The 16,049-nt window shown below is 71.4% G+C and carries 16 protein-coding genes and 2 tRNA genes; 7 read left to right on the top strand and 11 right to left on the bottom strand.

The genetic code is table 11. The features are described from left to right. Positions 1 to 115 precede the first annotated feature (115 nt). From ACWENQ_RS18320 to ACWENQ_RS18310, 3 genes are all read right to left on the bottom strand, one after another. On the bottom strand, positions 116 to 847 hold the full coding sequence (locus tag ACWENQ_RS18320; RefSeq protein ID WP_452415234.1) for an SRPBCC family protein: 732 nt from the start codon (positions 845 to 847) through the stop codon (positions 116 to 118). Further along, a complete protein-coding gene (locus ACWENQ_RS18315; RefSeq protein WP_452415233.1) occupies positions 844 to 1,431 on the bottom strand; it encodes an ArsR/SmtB family transcription factor in 588 nt (195 codons plus the stop codon). The genes ACWENQ_RS18320 and ACWENQ_RS18315 overlap by 4 nt, the downstream gene beginning before the upstream one ends. Before the next feature lie 492 nt (positions 1,432 to 1,923). Next, a complete protein-coding gene (locus ACWENQ_RS18310; RefSeq protein ID WP_449922449.1) occupies positions 1,924 to 2,289 on the bottom strand; it encodes a VOC family protein in 366 nt (121 codons plus the stop codon). A 407-nt stretch (positions 2,290 to 2,696) separates the two neighbouring features. Between ACWENQ_RS18310 and ACWENQ_RS18305 the strand changes: the two genes are divergently transcribed. Both ACWENQ_RS18305 and ACWENQ_RS18300 read left to right on the top strand, forming a co-directional pair. Then, positions 2,697 to 3,530 (top strand): helix-turn-helix domain-containing protein, encoded by an 834-nt coding sequence (locus tag ACWENQ_RS18305; RefSeq protein ID WP_452415231.1) that lies wholly within the window; start codon positions 2,697 to 2,699, stop codon positions 3,528 to 3,530. Further along, positions 3,527 to 3,934 (top strand): SRPBCC family protein, encoded by a 408-nt coding sequence (locus tag ACWENQ_RS18300; RefSeq protein ID WP_452415230.1) that lies wholly within the window; start codon positions 3,527 to 3,529, stop codon positions 3,932 to 3,934. Before ACWENQ_RS18305 ends, ACWENQ_RS18300 begins: the two co-directional genes overlap by 4 nt. Before the next feature lie 181 nt (positions 3,935 to 4,115). On the opposite strand, the gene ACWENQ_RS18295 is transcribed toward ACWENQ_RS18300, so the two are convergent. Next, positions 4,116 to 4,907, bottom strand: coding sequence for a DUF2785 domain-containing protein (locus tag ACWENQ_RS18295; RefSeq protein ID WP_452415229.1), 792 nt, complete (start codon positions 4,905 to 4,907; stop codon positions 4,116 to 4,118). Positions 4,908 to 5,329: 422 nt separating this feature from the next. Between ACWENQ_RS18295 and ACWENQ_RS18290 the strand changes: the two genes are divergently transcribed. After that, a complete protein-coding gene (locus tag ACWENQ_RS18290; protein WP_449922455.1) occupies positions 5,330 to 6,376 on the top strand; it encodes a magnesium transporter CorA family protein in 1,047 nt (348 codons plus the stop codon). Between the two features lie 259 nt (positions 6,377 to 6,635). Here ACWENQ_RS18290 and ACWENQ_RS18285 read toward each other — a convergent pair whose 3' ends face one another. Next, on the bottom strand, positions 6,636 to 6,899 hold the full coding sequence (locus ACWENQ_RS18285; protein ID WP_452415227.1) for an SAV_915 family protein: 264 nt from the start codon (positions 6,897 to 6,899) through the stop codon (positions 6,636 to 6,638). A gap of 150 nt (positions 6,900 to 7,049) precedes the next feature. Beyond that, on the bottom strand, positions 7,050 to 8,972 hold the full coding sequence (locus ACWENQ_RS18280) for an amino acid transporter (RefSeq protein ID WP_449922458.1): 1,923 nt from the start codon (positions 8,970 to 8,972) through the stop codon (positions 7,050 to 7,052). Positions 8,973 to 9,146: 174 nt separating this feature from the next. On the opposite strand from ACWENQ_RS18280, the gene ACWENQ_RS18275 reads away from it, so the two are divergent. Then, entirely contained in the window at positions 9,147 to 10,202 is a 1,056-nt protein-coding gene (locus ACWENQ_RS18275; RefSeq protein ID WP_452415225.1) for a slipin family protein, read from the top strand. 67 nt (positions 10,203 to 10,269) lie between these two features. On the opposite strand, the gene ACWENQ_RS18270 is transcribed toward ACWENQ_RS18275, so the two are convergent. Further along, positions 10,270 to 10,494 carry a hypothetical protein gene (locus ACWENQ_RS18270; RefSeq protein WP_452415224.1) on the bottom strand — a complete coding sequence of 75 codons (225 nt, stop codon included), beginning with the start codon at positions 10,492 to 10,494 and terminating at the stop codon, positions 10,270 to 10,272. Between the two features lie 353 nt (positions 10,495 to 10,847). On the opposite strand from ACWENQ_RS18270, the gene ACWENQ_RS18265 reads away from it, so the two are divergent. Further along, positions 10,848 to 11,624, top strand: a complete 777-nt coding sequence (locus ACWENQ_RS18265; RefSeq protein ID WP_452415222.1) for a WXG100 family type VII secretion target — start codon at positions 10,848 to 10,850, stop codon at positions 11,622 to 11,624. A gap of 21 nt (positions 11,625 to 11,645) precedes the next feature. On the opposite strand, the gene ACWENQ_RS18260 is transcribed toward ACWENQ_RS18265, so the two are convergent. From ACWENQ_RS18260 to ACWENQ_RS18245, 4 genes are all read right to left on the bottom strand, one after another. Then, on the bottom strand, positions 11,646 to 12,731 hold the full coding sequence (locus ACWENQ_RS18260) for a ribonuclease inhibitor (RefSeq protein ID WP_452415220.1): 1,086 nt from the start codon (positions 12,729 to 12,731) through the stop codon (positions 11,646 to 11,648). Continuing rightward, positions 12,725 to 13,975, bottom strand: coding sequence for an SDR family NAD(P)-dependent oxidoreductase (locus tag ACWENQ_RS18255; protein WP_449922467.1), 1,251 nt, complete (start codon positions 13,973 to 13,975; stop codon positions 12,725 to 12,727). The genes ACWENQ_RS18260 and ACWENQ_RS18255 overlap by 7 nt, the downstream gene beginning before the upstream one ends. 17 nt (positions 13,976 to 13,992) lie before the next feature. Next, positions 13,993 to 14,067, bottom strand: a tRNA-Ala gene (locus ACWENQ_RS18250). An 11-nt stretch (positions 14,068 to 14,078) separates the two neighbouring features. Continuing rightward, positions 14,079 to 14,151: transfer RNA gene (locus tag ACWENQ_RS18245), tRNA-Gly, on the bottom strand. Between the two features lie 270 nt (positions 14,152 to 14,421). Here ACWENQ_RS18245 and ACWENQ_RS18240 point away from each other — a divergent pair. Together ACWENQ_RS18240 and ACWENQ_RS18235 are read left to right on the top strand one after the other, a co-directional pair. Continuing rightward, positions 14,422 to 15,150 (top strand): dienelactone hydrolase family protein, encoded by a 729-nt coding sequence (locus ACWENQ_RS18240; protein ID WP_452415219.1) that lies wholly within the window; start codon positions 14,422 to 14,424, stop codon positions 15,148 to 15,150. Positions 15,151 to 15,308: 158 nt separating this feature from the next. Next, positions 15,309 to 16,013 (top strand): TetR/AcrR family transcriptional regulator, encoded by a 705-nt coding sequence (locus ACWENQ_RS18235; protein WP_452415217.1) that lies wholly within the window; start codon positions 15,309 to 15,311, stop codon positions 16,011 to 16,013. Positions 16,014 to 16,049: the final 36 nt, after the last annotated feature.

The raw sequence follows: 16,049 nt of genomic DNA, 5'->3' as shown, positions 1-16,049 counted from the left end.
CACGTCGGCGGCGGGCACCGGGACGAGCGCATCGCCACGGGTCTGTCGGGACCGGCGGGGTCGGTCACGCGATGACCAGGACCCCGCCGGGAGGCGTTCGCCTCCTTCCGTACTGTCAGCCGAAGTGCTCGGCCATCCAGGCGTCCCATGCGGCCTGCTCCTCGCGGCCGGCGAAGTTCTGGTGGCCGAGCACCAGGGCGTCGCCGCGGGCCGTACCGGAGTGGATGAAGCGGTACAGACCCGCGTCGGTCCGGACGCCGAGGTTGACGGGCAGGTTCGCGTAGTAGACGACGCCGGCGGAGCCGTCGGGGAGCTGCACGGCGTCGCCCTCGGCGACGTCCGGCGTGGCGCCCAGCGACTGGGTGACGATCTTCCAGACGGTGTCCGGGCCGCCCGCTCCACGGCGGAAGGCGGTCGTGACCGAGGGAGCACGGCCGGCGAAGTAGGTGAGGTACTGCCTGAGGGTCTCCAGGTAGATGGGCCAGCCGGCCTTCATCGCCTCGAACTCGGTCTCCCAGTCGTCGCCGAGCATGCCGCTCTGCACGATCCGGAGCACGGTCGAGCCGCCGCCGCGCCCCTCGATCAGGTACTCGAGCGCCATGAACCGGCCGTCGGGGGCCTCCGCGCCGCGGGTCGCGAGGCGGGTGCCTGGCTCGTAGGCGGTGATCGTGGCCTGTTCGGTGTGGCCCAGCATGGTCAGGTTGGCCGGGCCGCCCTGGGCGGTGCCGAGCTCGGTGCGTCCCATGAACCAGGAGTCGACACCAGGTCCGGTGGCGATCGCGTCCCAGACCTGCTCGGGCGTGGCGCCGAGCTCGACCTCGAGGTTCAGCTCGAACGGGTGCGTCATCGGGCTTCCTTCATGCTGGGGTGGACGGCGACGACGATCCGGTGGTCGCGGCCGTGCTCGGCGGACTGGTCGTGGTACTTGGACACCAGAGCCGTGACGGCCCCGGCGAGCTCTTCGGCGAACGCGGCCCGGTCGGCGGCCGACGCGAAGCGCACCTCGCCGTCGATCGCGAAGGTCGCCACGCGTTTGCTGGCCTGGGCGGCGCCTCGGATGAGCGCCCCCACGTCACGGACCAGCCGGGCCGCGACGGCCAGCAACCAGCTCGCCGACAGCTGGTCGGGAGAGCGGGCCGGGTCGGGCTGGACCGACGCCAGCGCGGCCGGGGAGATCACGTAGGACGCCGCGGTGGCGCGCATGATGCGCTCGTTGACGTTGCCCTTGCGCCGCTCCTCGATCATCTCGACGAGCCCGTGCGCCTCGAGCGTCTTGAGGTGGTAGTTGACCTTCTGCCGGGGCAAGCCGATCTTGGCGGCCAGCATGGTCGCGGAGCCGGGCTCGCTCAGCTCCGCGAGCAGCCGGGTCCTGATGGGGTCCAGTGAGATCTCGGCGGCGGCCGGGTCCTCGATCACAGCGACATCCTGCATGACTGCAGACTATGGCCGACTAATTTTCTTGTCAAGACAGTGAGATTTGCCCGAAGCGACACTCCGCCGAGTGCCTGCCTCAGGGGACAGGCCCCTTGGAATGTGCCAGACGTACCTCTCCCGCCTGCTCCTGTTCCGGGTGGATCGGCCGATGCGGCGTGGAGCTGAGGGCGATGGCGCTGATCTGTACGGTCACCGTCCTTGCTGGAGGTCCGTCGGTGCCCCTGCCGCCTTCAGAACGCGAACAGGACCGACGCACGCTGCCCACGTCCGCAGCTCTGCGGACGTGCGCGCAGGAGCGGCCCGCGCGATCGGCGGGCCGCTCCTGCAGATGTCCTCGTCGGCACAAGGGTGTTCCAGCGTTGGCGGGACGGGTTCCCGGCTCTCGCTGTGCCTTGGCGGGGCCGGGAACCCCGGTTCGGGATTCCGGTCTGCGGTTCGGGTTCCCGGTCCCTGGCTCGGGATCCCCTGTCACTCGTTCGGGATCCCGGTTCAGGACGAGATGCAGAACAGATGTCCCTCGGGGTCGGCCAGCACCACCCAGTCACCGCCGCCGGGCTGGAAGGCGGGCTTGGTGGCGCCCAGGTCGAGCAGTTCCTTCTCGGCGGCGTCGAGGTCGGCCACCTTGAGGTCGAGATGCATCTGCTTGGTGCCGCCCGGCCACGCCGGGGCCTGGTAGTCCTCGGTCCGCGGGAAGGCCAGCTGGACGGCGCCCGCGTCGAGCGCGGCGTAGTCGTCGTCGCTGTGGGTGACCTGGCCGCCGAGCACGGTGCGATAGAACTCGGCCAACGCGGCAGGGCGGAGTGAGTCGAAGACGATGGTGGAGATTTCCGCGAGTGCGGCGGTGTTCGTTGCCATGGGTCCAGGCTGCTCGGCGCCCAGGGGCGGGGTCTTGAACATCCTTGCGCGCTGACCTGGCTACTCGAGGTTCTGCTGACATGTCGCGATGTGCACCCGTCGTCTTCGCCTTGGGTGCGGCCGGGATGATGGGCGGAGGTGCATCGCCGGCAGGGAGGCATGCGTATGGCTCAAGCTGGGAAGACATCCGCCCGCCGGAAGACCGGCGGGGCCCGTCGCGGGGCGGGGAAGGCCAGCCCCCAGAAGGCCGGCGAGGCCCGCCACCGGACGCGGAAATCAGGCGAACCCAGAAAGCCGGCGGGACCAGTCCCTTCAGCCCAGAACGGCGTTGGGCGCATGCCCGGCCGGGAGGACAGCGGGCGGGCCTTCGCCCGGAAATGTCAGTGGTGGCGCGTACCGTACGCATCATGCGTTCCAACCGTCGTCTCGGCATCGGACCAGGCTTCACCGTCGATGCCGTGACCTGCGCCGACGACCATCGCGGCTGGTCGCAGGTCGAGGTCCACGACGACTACCGGCTGGTGCTGGTCCGCAGCGGCAGGTTCGGGCGGATGGCCGGCGGGGTCGCGGCGCTCGCGGATCCGACGATGGCCTATCTGGGTGTTCCCGGCGAGGAGGAGCGGTTCTCCCATCCCTCCGGCGGCGACGTGTGCACCGCGCTCAGTCTCTCCCCCACCCTCTGGCGTTCGATGACCGGCGAGGGGGCGGGACGGCTGCGCCCGACCGTCTACGTGGACGCCCGGGTCGAGCTGGCGCACCGCGCCTTCCTTCGCGCGACCAAGAGCGGTGACGCGGGCTACGCGCTCGCCGAGGGGCTGCTGGGCCTGCTGGGCGCGACTCTCAGGCAGGCATCGGCCGACCTCGGTCCGCCCGCCGCGATGGCCGCGCCTCGCTCGTCGAAGGCGCGTGGGCGGCTGGTCTCGGCGGCTCGCGAGGCGATCATCGCCGACCATCCCGCCGCCCAGGGGCTCATCTCGCTGGCCGAGTTCCTCGGCGCCTCGCCGTACCAGCTGAGCAGGGCCTTCACCCGGGAAATGGGCGTCTCGCTGACGCACTACCGCAACAGGGTGCGGGTGGGGCGGGCACTCGAGCGGCTGGAGAACGGCGCGGCGGGCCTGGCCGAGCTGGCCGCCGAGCTGGGTTTCGCCGACCAGGCGCACCTGACCCGCACCGTTCGCAGCCACCTCGGCCACACGCCCACGGCACTGCGGCGCCTGCTGTCCGGAGGGGCCCGCCAGTGATCGTTGACGAGACCGCTGTCGTGGCCGCGCCCGTCGAGCGGGTGTGGCGGGCGTTCACCGACCACGTCGATCGGGCCGAGTGGTGGGACTACCTGTTCATCGAGCCTGTCCCGGGTGGTTCGCTGGAGGAGCGCTGGACCGATGAGCACGGCGAGCCGGTGGTGACCCGGGGGCTGGTGACGCGTGCCGCAGCGCCTGAGGTGCTGGCGTTCAGCTGGTCCGACGAGGGACAGCCCGCCTCGACCGATGTGGAGATCGTTCTCATGGCGCATGGTTCCGGCACGGAGGTGCGGATCAGGGAGACAGGGTGGGAGGGCCTTCCCGACGGGGTCGCGATGGCGGCCGACCATCGGGCAGGGTGGCGGGTTCACCTGGCCAATCTGCGCCGCCACGTCGAGTCGTGACCGTCCGGGGGGCTGACGTGTCCGCGCTGGCGCCCACCGGCTGGCGCCGAACCAGCAGGCTCCGCCCACCGGGTACACCGTCCCGTAAACCCATTCGACCGATTCGCGCCGATCCACACCGGTCCGGCGGCCCACGGGCGGACGCCCGCAAGCAGCCTGGTCACCCGCCGCGCGGATCTCCTCAGGAGTGCTGGAAGACCAGGGCCAGCACCTCGGCGAGCCTGGCCTTGATCGCGGCGGCGTGCCTGAGCGGCACCGGCCGCGCGCCGCGGCTCGTCCGGACGCCGAGGTCGGCCAGGATGTAGAGCGTCCGCAGGGTGCGCATGCCGTTGGAGGCGTACACCGGTGTGGGCCCCGAGCCGATCGCCGCGAAGTCGGCCTCGATCGGGTCCAGCCAGGCCAGCGACTGCTCCTCGCTGAGCTCGCGACGGGTCAGGACGCGGGCGACGGCCTGCGCGAGGCGGTCGTCCTCCTGCTCGGCGAACAGGTAACCGGTGCGGGCCAGCAGCCGGGCGGCGGCCAGATCGAGCATGGCGGCCGGGTCGACGCGGGGATGCACGCCGAACGTTCCCAGCAGGTCGGCCCCGTGGGCCACGGCGTGCAGCCAGCCCAGTCGCGGGTCGTGACCGCGCAGGTCAGCCTCGGCCGCGTACCAGCGGGCGAAGGCTGCCAGCCACTCCGGGTCGAAGTCGCCACGCTTGACGATCATGTCGAGGACGAGCGGGGCGAAGGTCCTGGCCTGGATCTCCGGGTCCGCGAACCGCTCCGCCATCACCGCGCCGAGCTTGGCCCGGCGCCCGGCATCGATCACGTCCCGCTCGATCCACGTGCGCAGCACCACGTACGGCTCGCCGTCCCGGATGCCGGGGTCGGGGTCGCGCAACGCCAGGGCCAGCTCCTCCACCAGCTCGTCGAGGGGACGGTCGCCGGGAACGGCGCAGTCGTCGGCGTGGACGGCCTTCCAGTCGGTCATCCCGGCATTGTGCCGGAAACGGACGGCAGGGATGGAACCGTCCTGGCCAGACGCGCCTGCACGTCGTCTTCGCCGCCGCGGAACGGCCGTTTGTCCGGGAGATCCGCGGGTCCTGGCCGGGCACGCTGATCGCCAACCCGCTGCGACCCTGTCCCGACCCGACCCGGTCCGACCCGGCCCGGTCCGGTCCGCTGCCCGCTGCTCTCGCGGATGGAGGGCGGAGGACGGCGGACTTACGGCGGCAGACGGAGGGCGGAGCCGGCCTCGTCTCCCTTGGGCCGGCCTTCCTCGCTGACTCGGAACCGGTCGAACGGCTGCGCCCCGGTGCGCGTGGCTGGCCGGTGACGGGTTGTGCGCCTACGGTGGAAGAGAAGGGCACCGACCACCCTGGCGGCGCTGTGATGGCGGGGGGTGCGAGCCGTATGGACGTTCGTCTCGTACACGATGACAAGGTCGAGGAGCGCTCCGTCGACGAACTGCCGGCGCTGCTCGACGGCGAGGACGGCCTGGTCTGGGTGGACATGCCGGTGTGCGACCAGGACGCGGTGCGGGTGCTGTCGGAGGTGTTCGGGTTCCACGCGATGGCCGTCAAGGAGTGCGTGGAGCGCAACCGGGTGCCCAAGGTGCATGCCTACCTGGACCACGTGTTCGTCGTCCTGCACTCGCCCGAACGCGGCGCGGCCGGCCACGTGCACTACATCGAGCTCGACCAGTTCGTGGGCCGCAACTACCTGGTGACCGTGCACGGCCCGGTCAACCCGGCCGTCGCGCCCGGGGTCCCCCTCCGCGAGACCGGCGCCGTGCTCGCCAGGCTGCAGGCGGGGCGGGTCCATCCGGCCACGCCCATGGAGCTGTCGTACGCGATCGTCTCCGCGCTGATCCGCTTCCAGGAGGCGTACGTCGAGGAGGTGACCGTCGACGTGTGGCAGCTGGAGCAGCGGGTCACGGGCCAGCGCGTGGGCGATCCCGAGGAGTTCCTCAACGAGCTGTTCCGCGCCCGGCACGGGTTGCTGGCCGTACGCACCATGGCGGCGCTGGGCGAGGCGATCTACGGACGGATGTCGAACCTCACCCGTATCTCACCCGAGGGGCAGCGGCTGGTGGTCGACATCACCGACCAGTTCGACCGGATGCGCAGCCTCGCCGACGGCGAGCGCGAGTACCTGCAGGGGGTGATCGAGTTCTACCAGACCACCCTCACCATCAAGGCCGCGCTGGTCGGCCAGGCCCAGAACGCCGAGGTCAAGCTGCTGACCGAGGCGAGCTACACGCAGAACGAGGAGATCAAGAAGATCTCCGCGTGGGCGGCGATCTTCTTCGCCCCCACGCTGGTCGGCACCGTGTACGGCATGAACTTCGCCCATATGCCGGAGCTGCACCTGGTCTTCGGCTATCCGCTGGCGCTGGTCACGATGGTGCTGGCGTCCGCCGTGCTCTACCTCGTCTTCAAACGGCGGGGCTGGCTCTGACGGGACCGCGCGCGAGCGGGGGCGCGACGGCCCTTCCGACCCGGCGCTCGACCGGGTCGACCGAGTCGTCCGGGTGGACGCGCGGGCCGTCGTGCGGGTCGACCGGCCAGTCCGGGTCGACTGGGTAGGGCGGGTCGACCCGGTCGCGCGGGTCAACCGGGTAGTGCGGGGCCGACCGGGCAGTGCGGGCCGACCGCGGCCTGCGGGTCGGCGGCCGTGTCAGGTTCTGATGCGGCGAGGTCCTGCTCGAGGGCGCACATCAGGCCGTTCCGGAGGCGGCGAGGGCGGCCGTCGTACCGGCGGGGTCGACGACGACGCCGGTGACGCCGAGGTCGCGGATCATGCCCCGCAGGGCGGGTTCGCTGAGCCGTACCCATGGCTGCCGGGTGCCGAGCACCTGCGCCAGGCGGAGCGGGGACGAGAACGCCACCGCGGTCCTGCCGCCCGACGCGGTGCGGAACAACCTCAGCGAGGCGCTGAACCGGCCCTGTCGGACCGGGACGCATAGCGGCACATCTGACATCTTCGGCTTCTTTCACCGGGGGATTCGTCCGCATGTGACGCTAGGGGCTGCGGGTGCGCCGGGCGGCGATCGCTACGGGATCGCGACGGGAACGGCCGGAACGCTGACGCGCGGTTGACGCCGACGCCGCCCCGGCGGCCGCCCGGAGGGTCAGCCCACGTGGACGACGGGACGGCGGGCGGTCTCGGGCTCGGCCTGCCGCAGGACCTCACGGGTGAGCGGCGGGATGTCGCCGCCGCCGAAGACCAGGTAGCGCAGCAGCGCACCGATGGGGTTGCCCTCCGCCGCCCAGTGGAAGTAGACGTGTGGCGTCTTGCCGGTCTCGTCGCGCAGGTACAGCAGGAGCGCGGCGATCGAGTTGGCGATGGTGGTGCTCTCCATCCGCAGCACGCGGAAGCCGTGGCGTTCCTCCCCCACCACGCGCAGCTCGCTCTCGAACTCCGAGGCGTCGGGGACGGTGACCTCCAGGAACAGCGGACCCTCGGCCGTGCGGAGCCGGTGCAGTTCCCAGGCTTCCCTGGTCTTGTCGACGTACTCGGCGCAGTCGCGCGCGTTGGGCTCGTTGGCGATCAGGCGGATGTCGCCGGCCTCGTTGATGTAGCGGCGGGCCAGGTCGTCCAGCGTGATGCTGGTGACCCGCAGCTCCGTCGAGCGCGTGGCGCGGGAGATGAGCGAGGTCACCACGATCGCCAGGACGAACAGCAGCGCGATCACCAGGCCGTCGGGCCGTTCGATGATGTTGGCCACGGTGGCGTAGGCGAAGACCAGGGCGACGACGCCGAACAGGATGGCCGGCCTGGTGCGGCCCATGACCCAGGCCGACAGGGTGACGGCGACGGCGGCGGACAGGATCAGCGCCAGGACGCCGGTGGCGTAGGCGCCGCCCTGCGACTCCACGTCGGCGCCGAACGACACCGTGATGACGAAGGAGATGGCGGTGAAGACCAGGACCATCGGCCGGGCGGCCCTGGACCAGTTCGGCGCCATGCCGTAGCGGGGCAGGTAGCGCGGCACGATGTTCAGCAGCCCCGCCATGGCGGACGCGCCGGCGAACCACAGGATCGCGATCGTGCTGATGTCGTAGGCGGTGCCGAACCAGTCGCCCAGGTATTCGTGCGCCAGGTAGGCGAGCGCCCGCCCGTTGGCGCTGCCGCCCTCGGCGAACTCCTCGGCCGGGATCAGCACGGTGGTGGCGAAGCTGGAGGTGATCAGGAAGCCGCTCATGATGATCGCGGCGGTGGTGAGCAGCTTCTTGGCGCCCGCGATCCGGTGGCGGAGGTCACCCTTGACCAGCGGCATGACGGCCACGCCCGTCTCGAAGCCGGACAGGCCGAGCGCGAGTTTCGGCATGACGTACAGCGACACGGCGATCATCGCGACCGGGCTGGAGTACTCGACCGTCAGCGCCCGCTGCCAGTCGGCGACCAGGTCCGGGGAGGCCAGGACGCGCTGGAGGGCCACGGCGACGACGACGACGTTCAGCGACAGGTACACGGCGACCAGCACGACGGCGATCGAGATGGCCTCGCTGAAGCCGATCAGGAAGACCCCGCCGAGCGCGGCGATGAGCGCCAGCGTGACCGGCACCTGCCAGTCGGAGAAGAACTCCGGCACGAACGGGTTGTGCAGCACGTGCGCGGTGGCGTCGGCCGCCGACAGGGTGATGGTCACGATGAAGGCGGTGGCGACGAAGCCGAGCAGGAACAGCACCAGGAGTTTGCCGCGCCAGCCGGGCAGCAGGTTCTCCAGCATCGACAGCGAGCCCAGCCCGTGCGGGCTCTGTTCGGCCACGGCGCGATACGTGGGCAGGGCTCCCGCCAAAGTCAGGGCGACCAGCAGCAGGGTGGCGATGGGGCTGAGCGTTCCGGCGGCCAGCGCGGCGATGCCGGGTTGGTAGCCGAGCGTGGAGAAGTAGTCCACGCCGGTCAGGCACATCACCTGCCACCAGGCGTGCTGGTGGCCGGGGCTCTCCTCGTGATGAGGGCCCGTCGTCCTGGGGTCGGAGCGTGGCAGCCCGTGCAGCAGCCACTGACGTAGTCCGGACTCGGTCCGTACCGGGGCCGAAACGTTCACCCCGATCCACCCCCTGGTGCGATGTATGCGTAAAAGATCCGTATAGGGCCGTATTCATCGTGCACCATACGGCGTTGACCACGACGAATGGGCCGCTGACCACGGATCTTGACGTTTTTCATACGCCTGTGACGGGCCGTCCCGATCTAGCCTCGAAGCGGAAGGGACACCACCATGGACATCACCATCGTGCTCGGCGTCGTCGCGTTACTCCTCTTCCTGGCCCTCGCCACCGGGGTGAGGGTGGTCAACCAGGTCGAACGCGGCATCGTCTTCCGGTTCGGCAGGGCGCAGCGGCGCGTACGCCAGCCGGGGCTCAGGCTTCTCATCCCGATCGTCGACCAGATGAAGAAGGTCAACGTCCAGATCGTCACCATGCCGATCCCGACGCAGGAGGGCATCACCCGCGACAACGTCTCCGTCCGGGTGGACGCCGTCGTCTACTTCCGCGTCCAGGACCCCATGCGCGCCGCGATCGAGGTCCAGAACTACCTGTTCGCCATCGAGCAGGTGGCCCAGACCTCCCTGCGCTCGGTCATCGGCAAGAGCGAGCTCGACGACCTGCTGTCCAACCGCGAGGAACTGCACCGCGGCCTGGCCCTGATGATCGACAGCCCGGCGCTGGGCTGGGGCATCCACATCGACCGGGTGGAGATCAAGGACGTGCAGTTGCCGGAGGCCATGAAGCGTTCGATGTCACGCCAGGCCGAGGCCGAGCGGGAGCGCCGGGCCCGGGTCATCGTGGCCGACGGCGAACTGCAGGCGGCGCAGAAGCTGGCCGACGCCTCCGGGATCATGGCGCAGACGCCAGGCGCGCTGCAGCTCCGCCTGCTGCAGACGGTGGTCGAGGTGGCGGCGGAGAAGAACTCCACCCTGGTGATGCCGCTGCCGGTGGAGTTGCTGCGCTTCTTCGACCGTGCCACCCAGGACGCGGCGGCCGGCCAGGCGGCCGCCACCGGCGTGCCCCCGCAGGAGCCGGACGGCGCCGCCCGGCCGGAGCTGCCGCCGTCCGGCGCCGGCGAGGAGCCCGTCCGCGCCGCCCTCCAGCGGACCGACGCGGAGTCGGCCGCCCTCCAGCGGACCGACGGGGGGCTCGCCGTGCCGCAGCCGGCCGGTGTGGAGCCTGCGGTCCTCCAGCGGCCCGACGGAAGGCCTGCCGCCCTTCAGCAGGCCGGTGACCGCGCATCCGCCGGCCTGTTGAAGGACGGCGACGGGAGCGCACCGCTCTGACGGCCGGCTCTCCCCGCGCCTTGCTGACGGGTGATCGTGTCAAGGCGCGTTGCCGACACGTCGGTGATCAGGAACGCCTCCGGGCCTGCCAGGCGTCGGTGTGGTCGTCGAGCGATCGGGTGAAGGCGTCCTGGACGGAGTCGAGGTGGTCGCGCAGCGCGTCCAGGTCGAAGGGCGCGGGAGCGTTCTCGCCCAGCGCCCGGTCGAGGAGTTCCCGGCAGCGCCGGGTCGCGTCGTCCTGAGCCGCCTGCACGGCCTGGGTGACCGACTCGGCGAGCGTCCCGCTGTCCATGCGCATCGCCCTCGGGTCCAGGCCCACCCGCAGCAGCCGCTTGTCACGGCCACCGAGTCATGGGAGCGGGACCTGGAGTACGCGCGGCGCAACTGGCGGACCGCCGAGGACCTGAACACCGCGAACGCCTCCGCGATCGGGCCGGGCCGGTGACGACCCCTCCCGGCTTCGGCCCACCACCCGCAGGCTTCGGCCCACCACCGCCCGGGGGCTTCGGTCCGCCGCCACCCTCAGGCTTCGGCCCACCCGGCCCACCGTCCGGGGGCTTCGGTCCGCCGCCACCCGCGGGTTTCGGCCCACCGGTCCCGCCTGGCCACCCGTCGTCGCCCTTCCCCGCCCCGCGGCCCCGCCCCGTGCCGGGCCAGTACGGCCCGCCGCCCCCGTCGTCCGTCCCCAAGACGCCGTCGGCCGCCGTGCGGACCTGGCGGATCGCCTCGGGCATGAGCGTCATGGCGGTGGCGACCTACCTGCTCGTGGAAGGCGCACAAGGCAACGAGGAGGCGATCAGGCAGGCCAAGACGAGCTGGATCAACGCCCTCGGCGGCACGCTCGGCGTCGAGGGGCAGATCATGCCGGGCATCGAGACCGTCCGCCGGGCGACGGACGGATGGAACGCCGCCGACCAGGACGCCTTCGAGGCCGCGCTCAACGCCTTCAACAGCCAGGTCGGCGCGTTGAAGACAGCGCTGGAGTATCTGGGCGAAGGGCTCGGCCACCTCGCCGGCGCCTACGCGGACTTCGACATGGCCCTGCGGCTGACGGGTGCCTCGCTCATCACCGCGCTCGCCGGGCTGATGATCGCCCGGCTGTTCCCCGCCACCGCCGCGACGGCGGCCTTCGGCGAGGCGGTGGCCGTCAGGACGGCGAACATCACGGTCATCGCGCTCCTCGGCCAGCTGGGCGCCTTCGTCTCCTACACCGCGACGAACCTGGCCCAGCTCCGCAGCGAGCTGCTGAACATCAAGACGGTCCTGCCCAGCGGGAGCGGGGCCATCTCCTTCGACTCGGCCAGGATCAGGACCGAGGGGCTGCCTCCCTTCCAGCGCCCGCCGGAGCGCCGGCCGGGCATGCCCCAGCGACTCCCTCCGGGAAGCGAGGACTTCGACTGGAACCTCCCGGACGACCGCTGACCGCTTCGGCGCCGGTGTCCGTCAAGAGCGGCTGGTCCGGTGAACGCTGCGAACCGCGGCGACATCCGGATGGGGGTGGAGCTCGGGCGCGTCCGCCGCCAGGGCGTTGAGGTCGCGCTTCACCCGCGAGGCGAACCCTCCTCTGAGCACGTACCTCGTCGGGGAAACCGCCTCATGGGCGCCGGCGAGAAGGCGGAGCGCGCCTCGGCTGGTGATCCCGGTGTGGCGCAGGTCGAGCAGGGCCAGCCGGTGCGGAGCGCCGGACAGCGCCTGCGCGATCAGGTCGGCGGTCGCGTCATCCAGGCGGTTGTCGGCGGCTCCCAGGTGCCGGGCCGCGGGGACACGGCCCAGATCGAGCGCCTCGATCCCGGCCTTGGCGGCAGCCGCGACGAGCTCGGCCAGCGCGGCCGGGCCGATACCGTTGCTGGCCGCCGACAGGCGACGCAACCGTCCCGGCCGCAGCGCGCGAACCAGGATGCCGGCTCCTGAGTCGCCCAGACCGGCCGCGGAGACAAAGAGCTCCTCGACGCCGTCGCAGGCGATCAGCCTGGCCAGTTCTGACGCGCCCTCAGGGCCGAGCCGGTTGCCGCTGACGAACAACCGCCCTGCGTGCCCGGTGGCAAGCAGACGGTCCACCAGAACGGCGAGTCCGGCCGCGTCCAGGCCTGTCTGGACCAGGTCGATCGTGCTCAGCCCCGTCCCTACGGCGTCGCCGACGATCCGCCCGCCGTCAGAGCCCAAGGAGTTGCGCTTGAGCCAGAGCCCGCGCACGATCCCGGGCGAGGCGATCAAACGGTCGGCGATCCGGCAGGCCCCTGCGGCGGTGATGGCGTTGCAGCCCAGGTACAGGGTCGATACGCCCGAGCCGACGGCCCCGGCCGCCGCGGTGTCGGCTCCTTCGTCGCCGAGTTCGTCGGTGCCCATCAGGAGGTGTCTGGTGGGGCCGCCGACCGGCATGGCGTCAGTGACAAGTCGCACGCCGTGCGGTCCGAGCGCCTGCTTGCACAGGTCCAGCCGCCCGTCGGGCATCGCCGTACCGACGGAGAAGTCGGTACGGCGCGTCACCGGCTCGCCACTGCGCAGCCACGCGAGCAGGTCGTTCACCATGGCGCCACCTGGTAGTCCTTGAGGAAGACCCCGTGGACAGGGTGACCCGCCTCGCCGCTCACGATCGGGTCGTAAACGCGGGACGCGCCGTCGATCACGTCCAGGGGGGTACGGCGGTCCAGCCGGTCCCTCACAGGCACGGGCTGCTCGTCGGTGATCCAGCCGGTGTCCACGCTGCAGAGGTGGACACCGTGGCGGGCCAGGTCCGCGGCGCTGGTGCGGGTCACCATGTTCAGGGCGGCCTTGGCCATGTTGGTGTGGGGGTGGCGGCCCGTCTTGTTGGCGACCGCGAACTGACCCTCCACCGCCGAGACGTTCACGATGTAGCGTCGCTCGGCGGGCGAGGCCATCAGGAGCGGAAGCAGCCGGTCGATCAGCAGGAACGGCGCGACCGCGTTGACGAGCTGCACCTCCAGCAGTTCCGCAGGGTCGACGGCACCGATCCTGGCCGACCAGGAGTTGGCGGGGGACAGGTCGGGGAGCAGCCCGGACACGTCCGGCAGGCCCGCGTCCCCCTCGGCGGCAGGGAGCACGGCGACGCCGGGCAGCGCCTCGTGCAGCTCCCCTTCGACCAGCGCGCTGTAGGACGAAGCGGGGCGGCGGATGGTCTGGGCGGCGTTGTTGACCAGGATGTCCAGCGGGTCACCGGATTCCCGCAGCCGGTCGGTCAGCGCGATGACCTGTCGAGGGTCGCGCAGGTCGACGCCGATGATCTGCAGGCGCCCGGTCCAGTCACCGGCCGCGGCGAAACGACGGGCGGCGTCGTTGGGGAAGCGGGTGGTGATGGTGACGTGGGCGCCATCGTGGAGCATCTTGAGCGCGAGGTGGTGGCCGATCTTCACACGTCCACCCGTGATGAGCGCGCGCCGGCCGGTCAGGTCAGTGCGAGCCGTACGCCGGGCGGCGTTGGACGACGCGCACGCCGGGCACAGCAGATGGTAGAGGCCGTCCAGCCGGGTGTACCCCGTCTTGCAGATGTAGCAGGTGCGCGTTCTTCTCAGGTGACCCGTGGACGTCGTCGCCTCGACGGGCGCGTCGACGACTCGGCCGCGTGATCCCATGGCGGTCGTCGCCAGGACCTCAGCGTCAGCCTGTGCCGTGGCCCGTTCGCGTCTCCTGCGGCGGCGCCGCTGACCGTCACGCACCAGTGCCAGGGCCGCGTGTTCCAGAAGGAGGCGGTCGGGATCGTCGAGCGGAAGCTCACGCGCCTGTCCGAGCTGCCGCAACACGGCTGAGACGTCCACTACTCTCCTCCCGCGAGTGGGGCCGGCTGGATTCGAACCAGCGTCCTCCTCCATGCGATGGAGGCGCGACGGCCGACTGCGCTACGGGCCCCTTGCCAGGCGTGGGATCCAGCCGGATTCGAACCGGCGTCCTCCGCCCTGGCCAGGCGGCGCGACGGCCACTGCGCTATGGATCCCACCGGTGCAACCTACCGGTTGACGATCAGTCCGCCGGTACGGTGACGGCACGCATGTGAGGGTGCATGGGATGTCCAGCCCGCCCGCTGAGTGCCGCATTCGCCCCGACGAGGTGCGAATGCCGATCATTGTGATACCTTCGGCGTCGCCGTGCACCACTGCGAATTCAAGGAGGTGAGACCGATCAACACTGCGACAGGTCGGGGCTCCCTCCCTTGCATGGCCTAGGGAGCGCCCGCGCGAGGCATCCCGAAAGGCTTGAAACGCTGATGCGCTTCACCTCCCAGACATCGTCAGACGGTGTCACCGAGCAGTTCTTCACCCTCGACGAGATCCCCGGCGTGCTGTGGACGCCGGAAGACGCCTGCAGTACTCGGCCCCTGATTCTGCTGGGTCACGGCGGCGGGCAGCACAAGACGGCCCTCGGCATCGTGTCCCGCGCGCGCCGCTACGCCGCCGAGGGTTTCGCGGTCGTCGCGATCGACGCGCCCAACCACGGCGACCGGCCCAGGGACGAGGAGTTCAACCGGATCGCGGCCGACATGCGGGCCGGCATGGCCGCCGGTGAGAACCCGGGCGCGCTGGTCGCCGGCATGCACAGCCATCTGGCCGGCCAGGCCGTCGCGGACTGGCAGGCGGTCCTGACCGCGGTCCAGCGCCTCGACCAGGTCGGTGTCGGCCCGGTGGGGTACTGCGGCATGTCGATGGGCTGCGGGCTCGGCATCCCGCTCATCGCCGCGGAGCCCCGGATCCGCGCCGCGGTGCTGGGCCTGCTCGGCGTGCACGGGCTGGCCGAAGACGCCGTGCGGATCACCGTACCGGTGCAGTTCCTGGTGCAGTGGGACGACCAGATGGTGCCGCGGGACCAGAGTCTGGCCTTGTTCGACGCCCTGGCCTCGGCTGAGAAGACGCTGCATGCCAACCCTGGCAAGCACGGGGACGTGCCGTCGTTCGAAGTGGAAAACTCGCTGGGGTTCTTCGTCCGGCAGCTGAGCTGACACGAGATCGCGGTGCCCGGCGCGCCGGCCGGAAGTCGTTCCCGGCCGGCGCGCTCGGTCCAGCCTGTTCGGCATGCCGAGCGTGGACACCGCGCAGAAGGGCCTTTCTGAAGTCACGCTACAAGAAGGTTTCCGTAGTGGTGCTATGGTCAGCGCTCGTGAGTGGACGATCGCCGCGGGGCGGCCGGGGGGTGGCCGGGGCCCCGGAGCGTGAGGACGGGCGTGCCGCGCGGGCGCGCGGCACCAGGGCCCGGATCGTGGCCGCGGCCACCGGGTTGTTCACCTCGACCGGCTACACGGTCACGAGCATCGGCGCCATCGCGGCCGCGGCCGGGGTGGGCGAGCAGACCGTCTACTACGCCTTCGGCACCAAGAAGGCCGTCCTCGCCGCGGCACTCGACCGGGCCGTGGCCGGCGACGACGAACCCAGGCCCACGCTCGAGCGACCATGGGCGCTCGACGCCTTGGCCGACCCCGACCCGTACGGCCAGCTCCGGGGGCAGGTCGCCGGCGCGGGAGACATCTACCTGCGGGCCGCTGCTCTGCTGGACGTCGTGCGCAGCGCCGCGACCACCGATCCCGATCTGGCCGAGGTGTGGTCGGCCAACATCCAGCAGCGGCTGGCCGTCCAACGGGTCTTCGTCGAGGCGCTGGCCCGCAAGACGCCGCTCCCCCAGGGCCTCACAGCGGACGAGGCCGCCGACGTGGCGATGGCGCTGCTGTCGCCGGAGACCTACAACCTGCTGGTGCGCGAGCGCGGCTGGGAGCACGCGCGGTGGCAGGAATGGGCCGTCACCGCCCTCACCGGCCTGCTCACCACGCTGCCCGCCGTCCCGCCCCCGCCCCCGCCCCCAGCCGACTGACCGGCGCGACCGAGGATCCGTACGGAGCCGGCCGTC

This window comes from Nonomuraea sp. NPDC004354 (genome assembly GCF_053602555.1).
The sequence above is the reverse complement of the archived record's forward strand: the minus strand, read 5'-3'. Positions and strand labels throughout refer to the sequence as shown.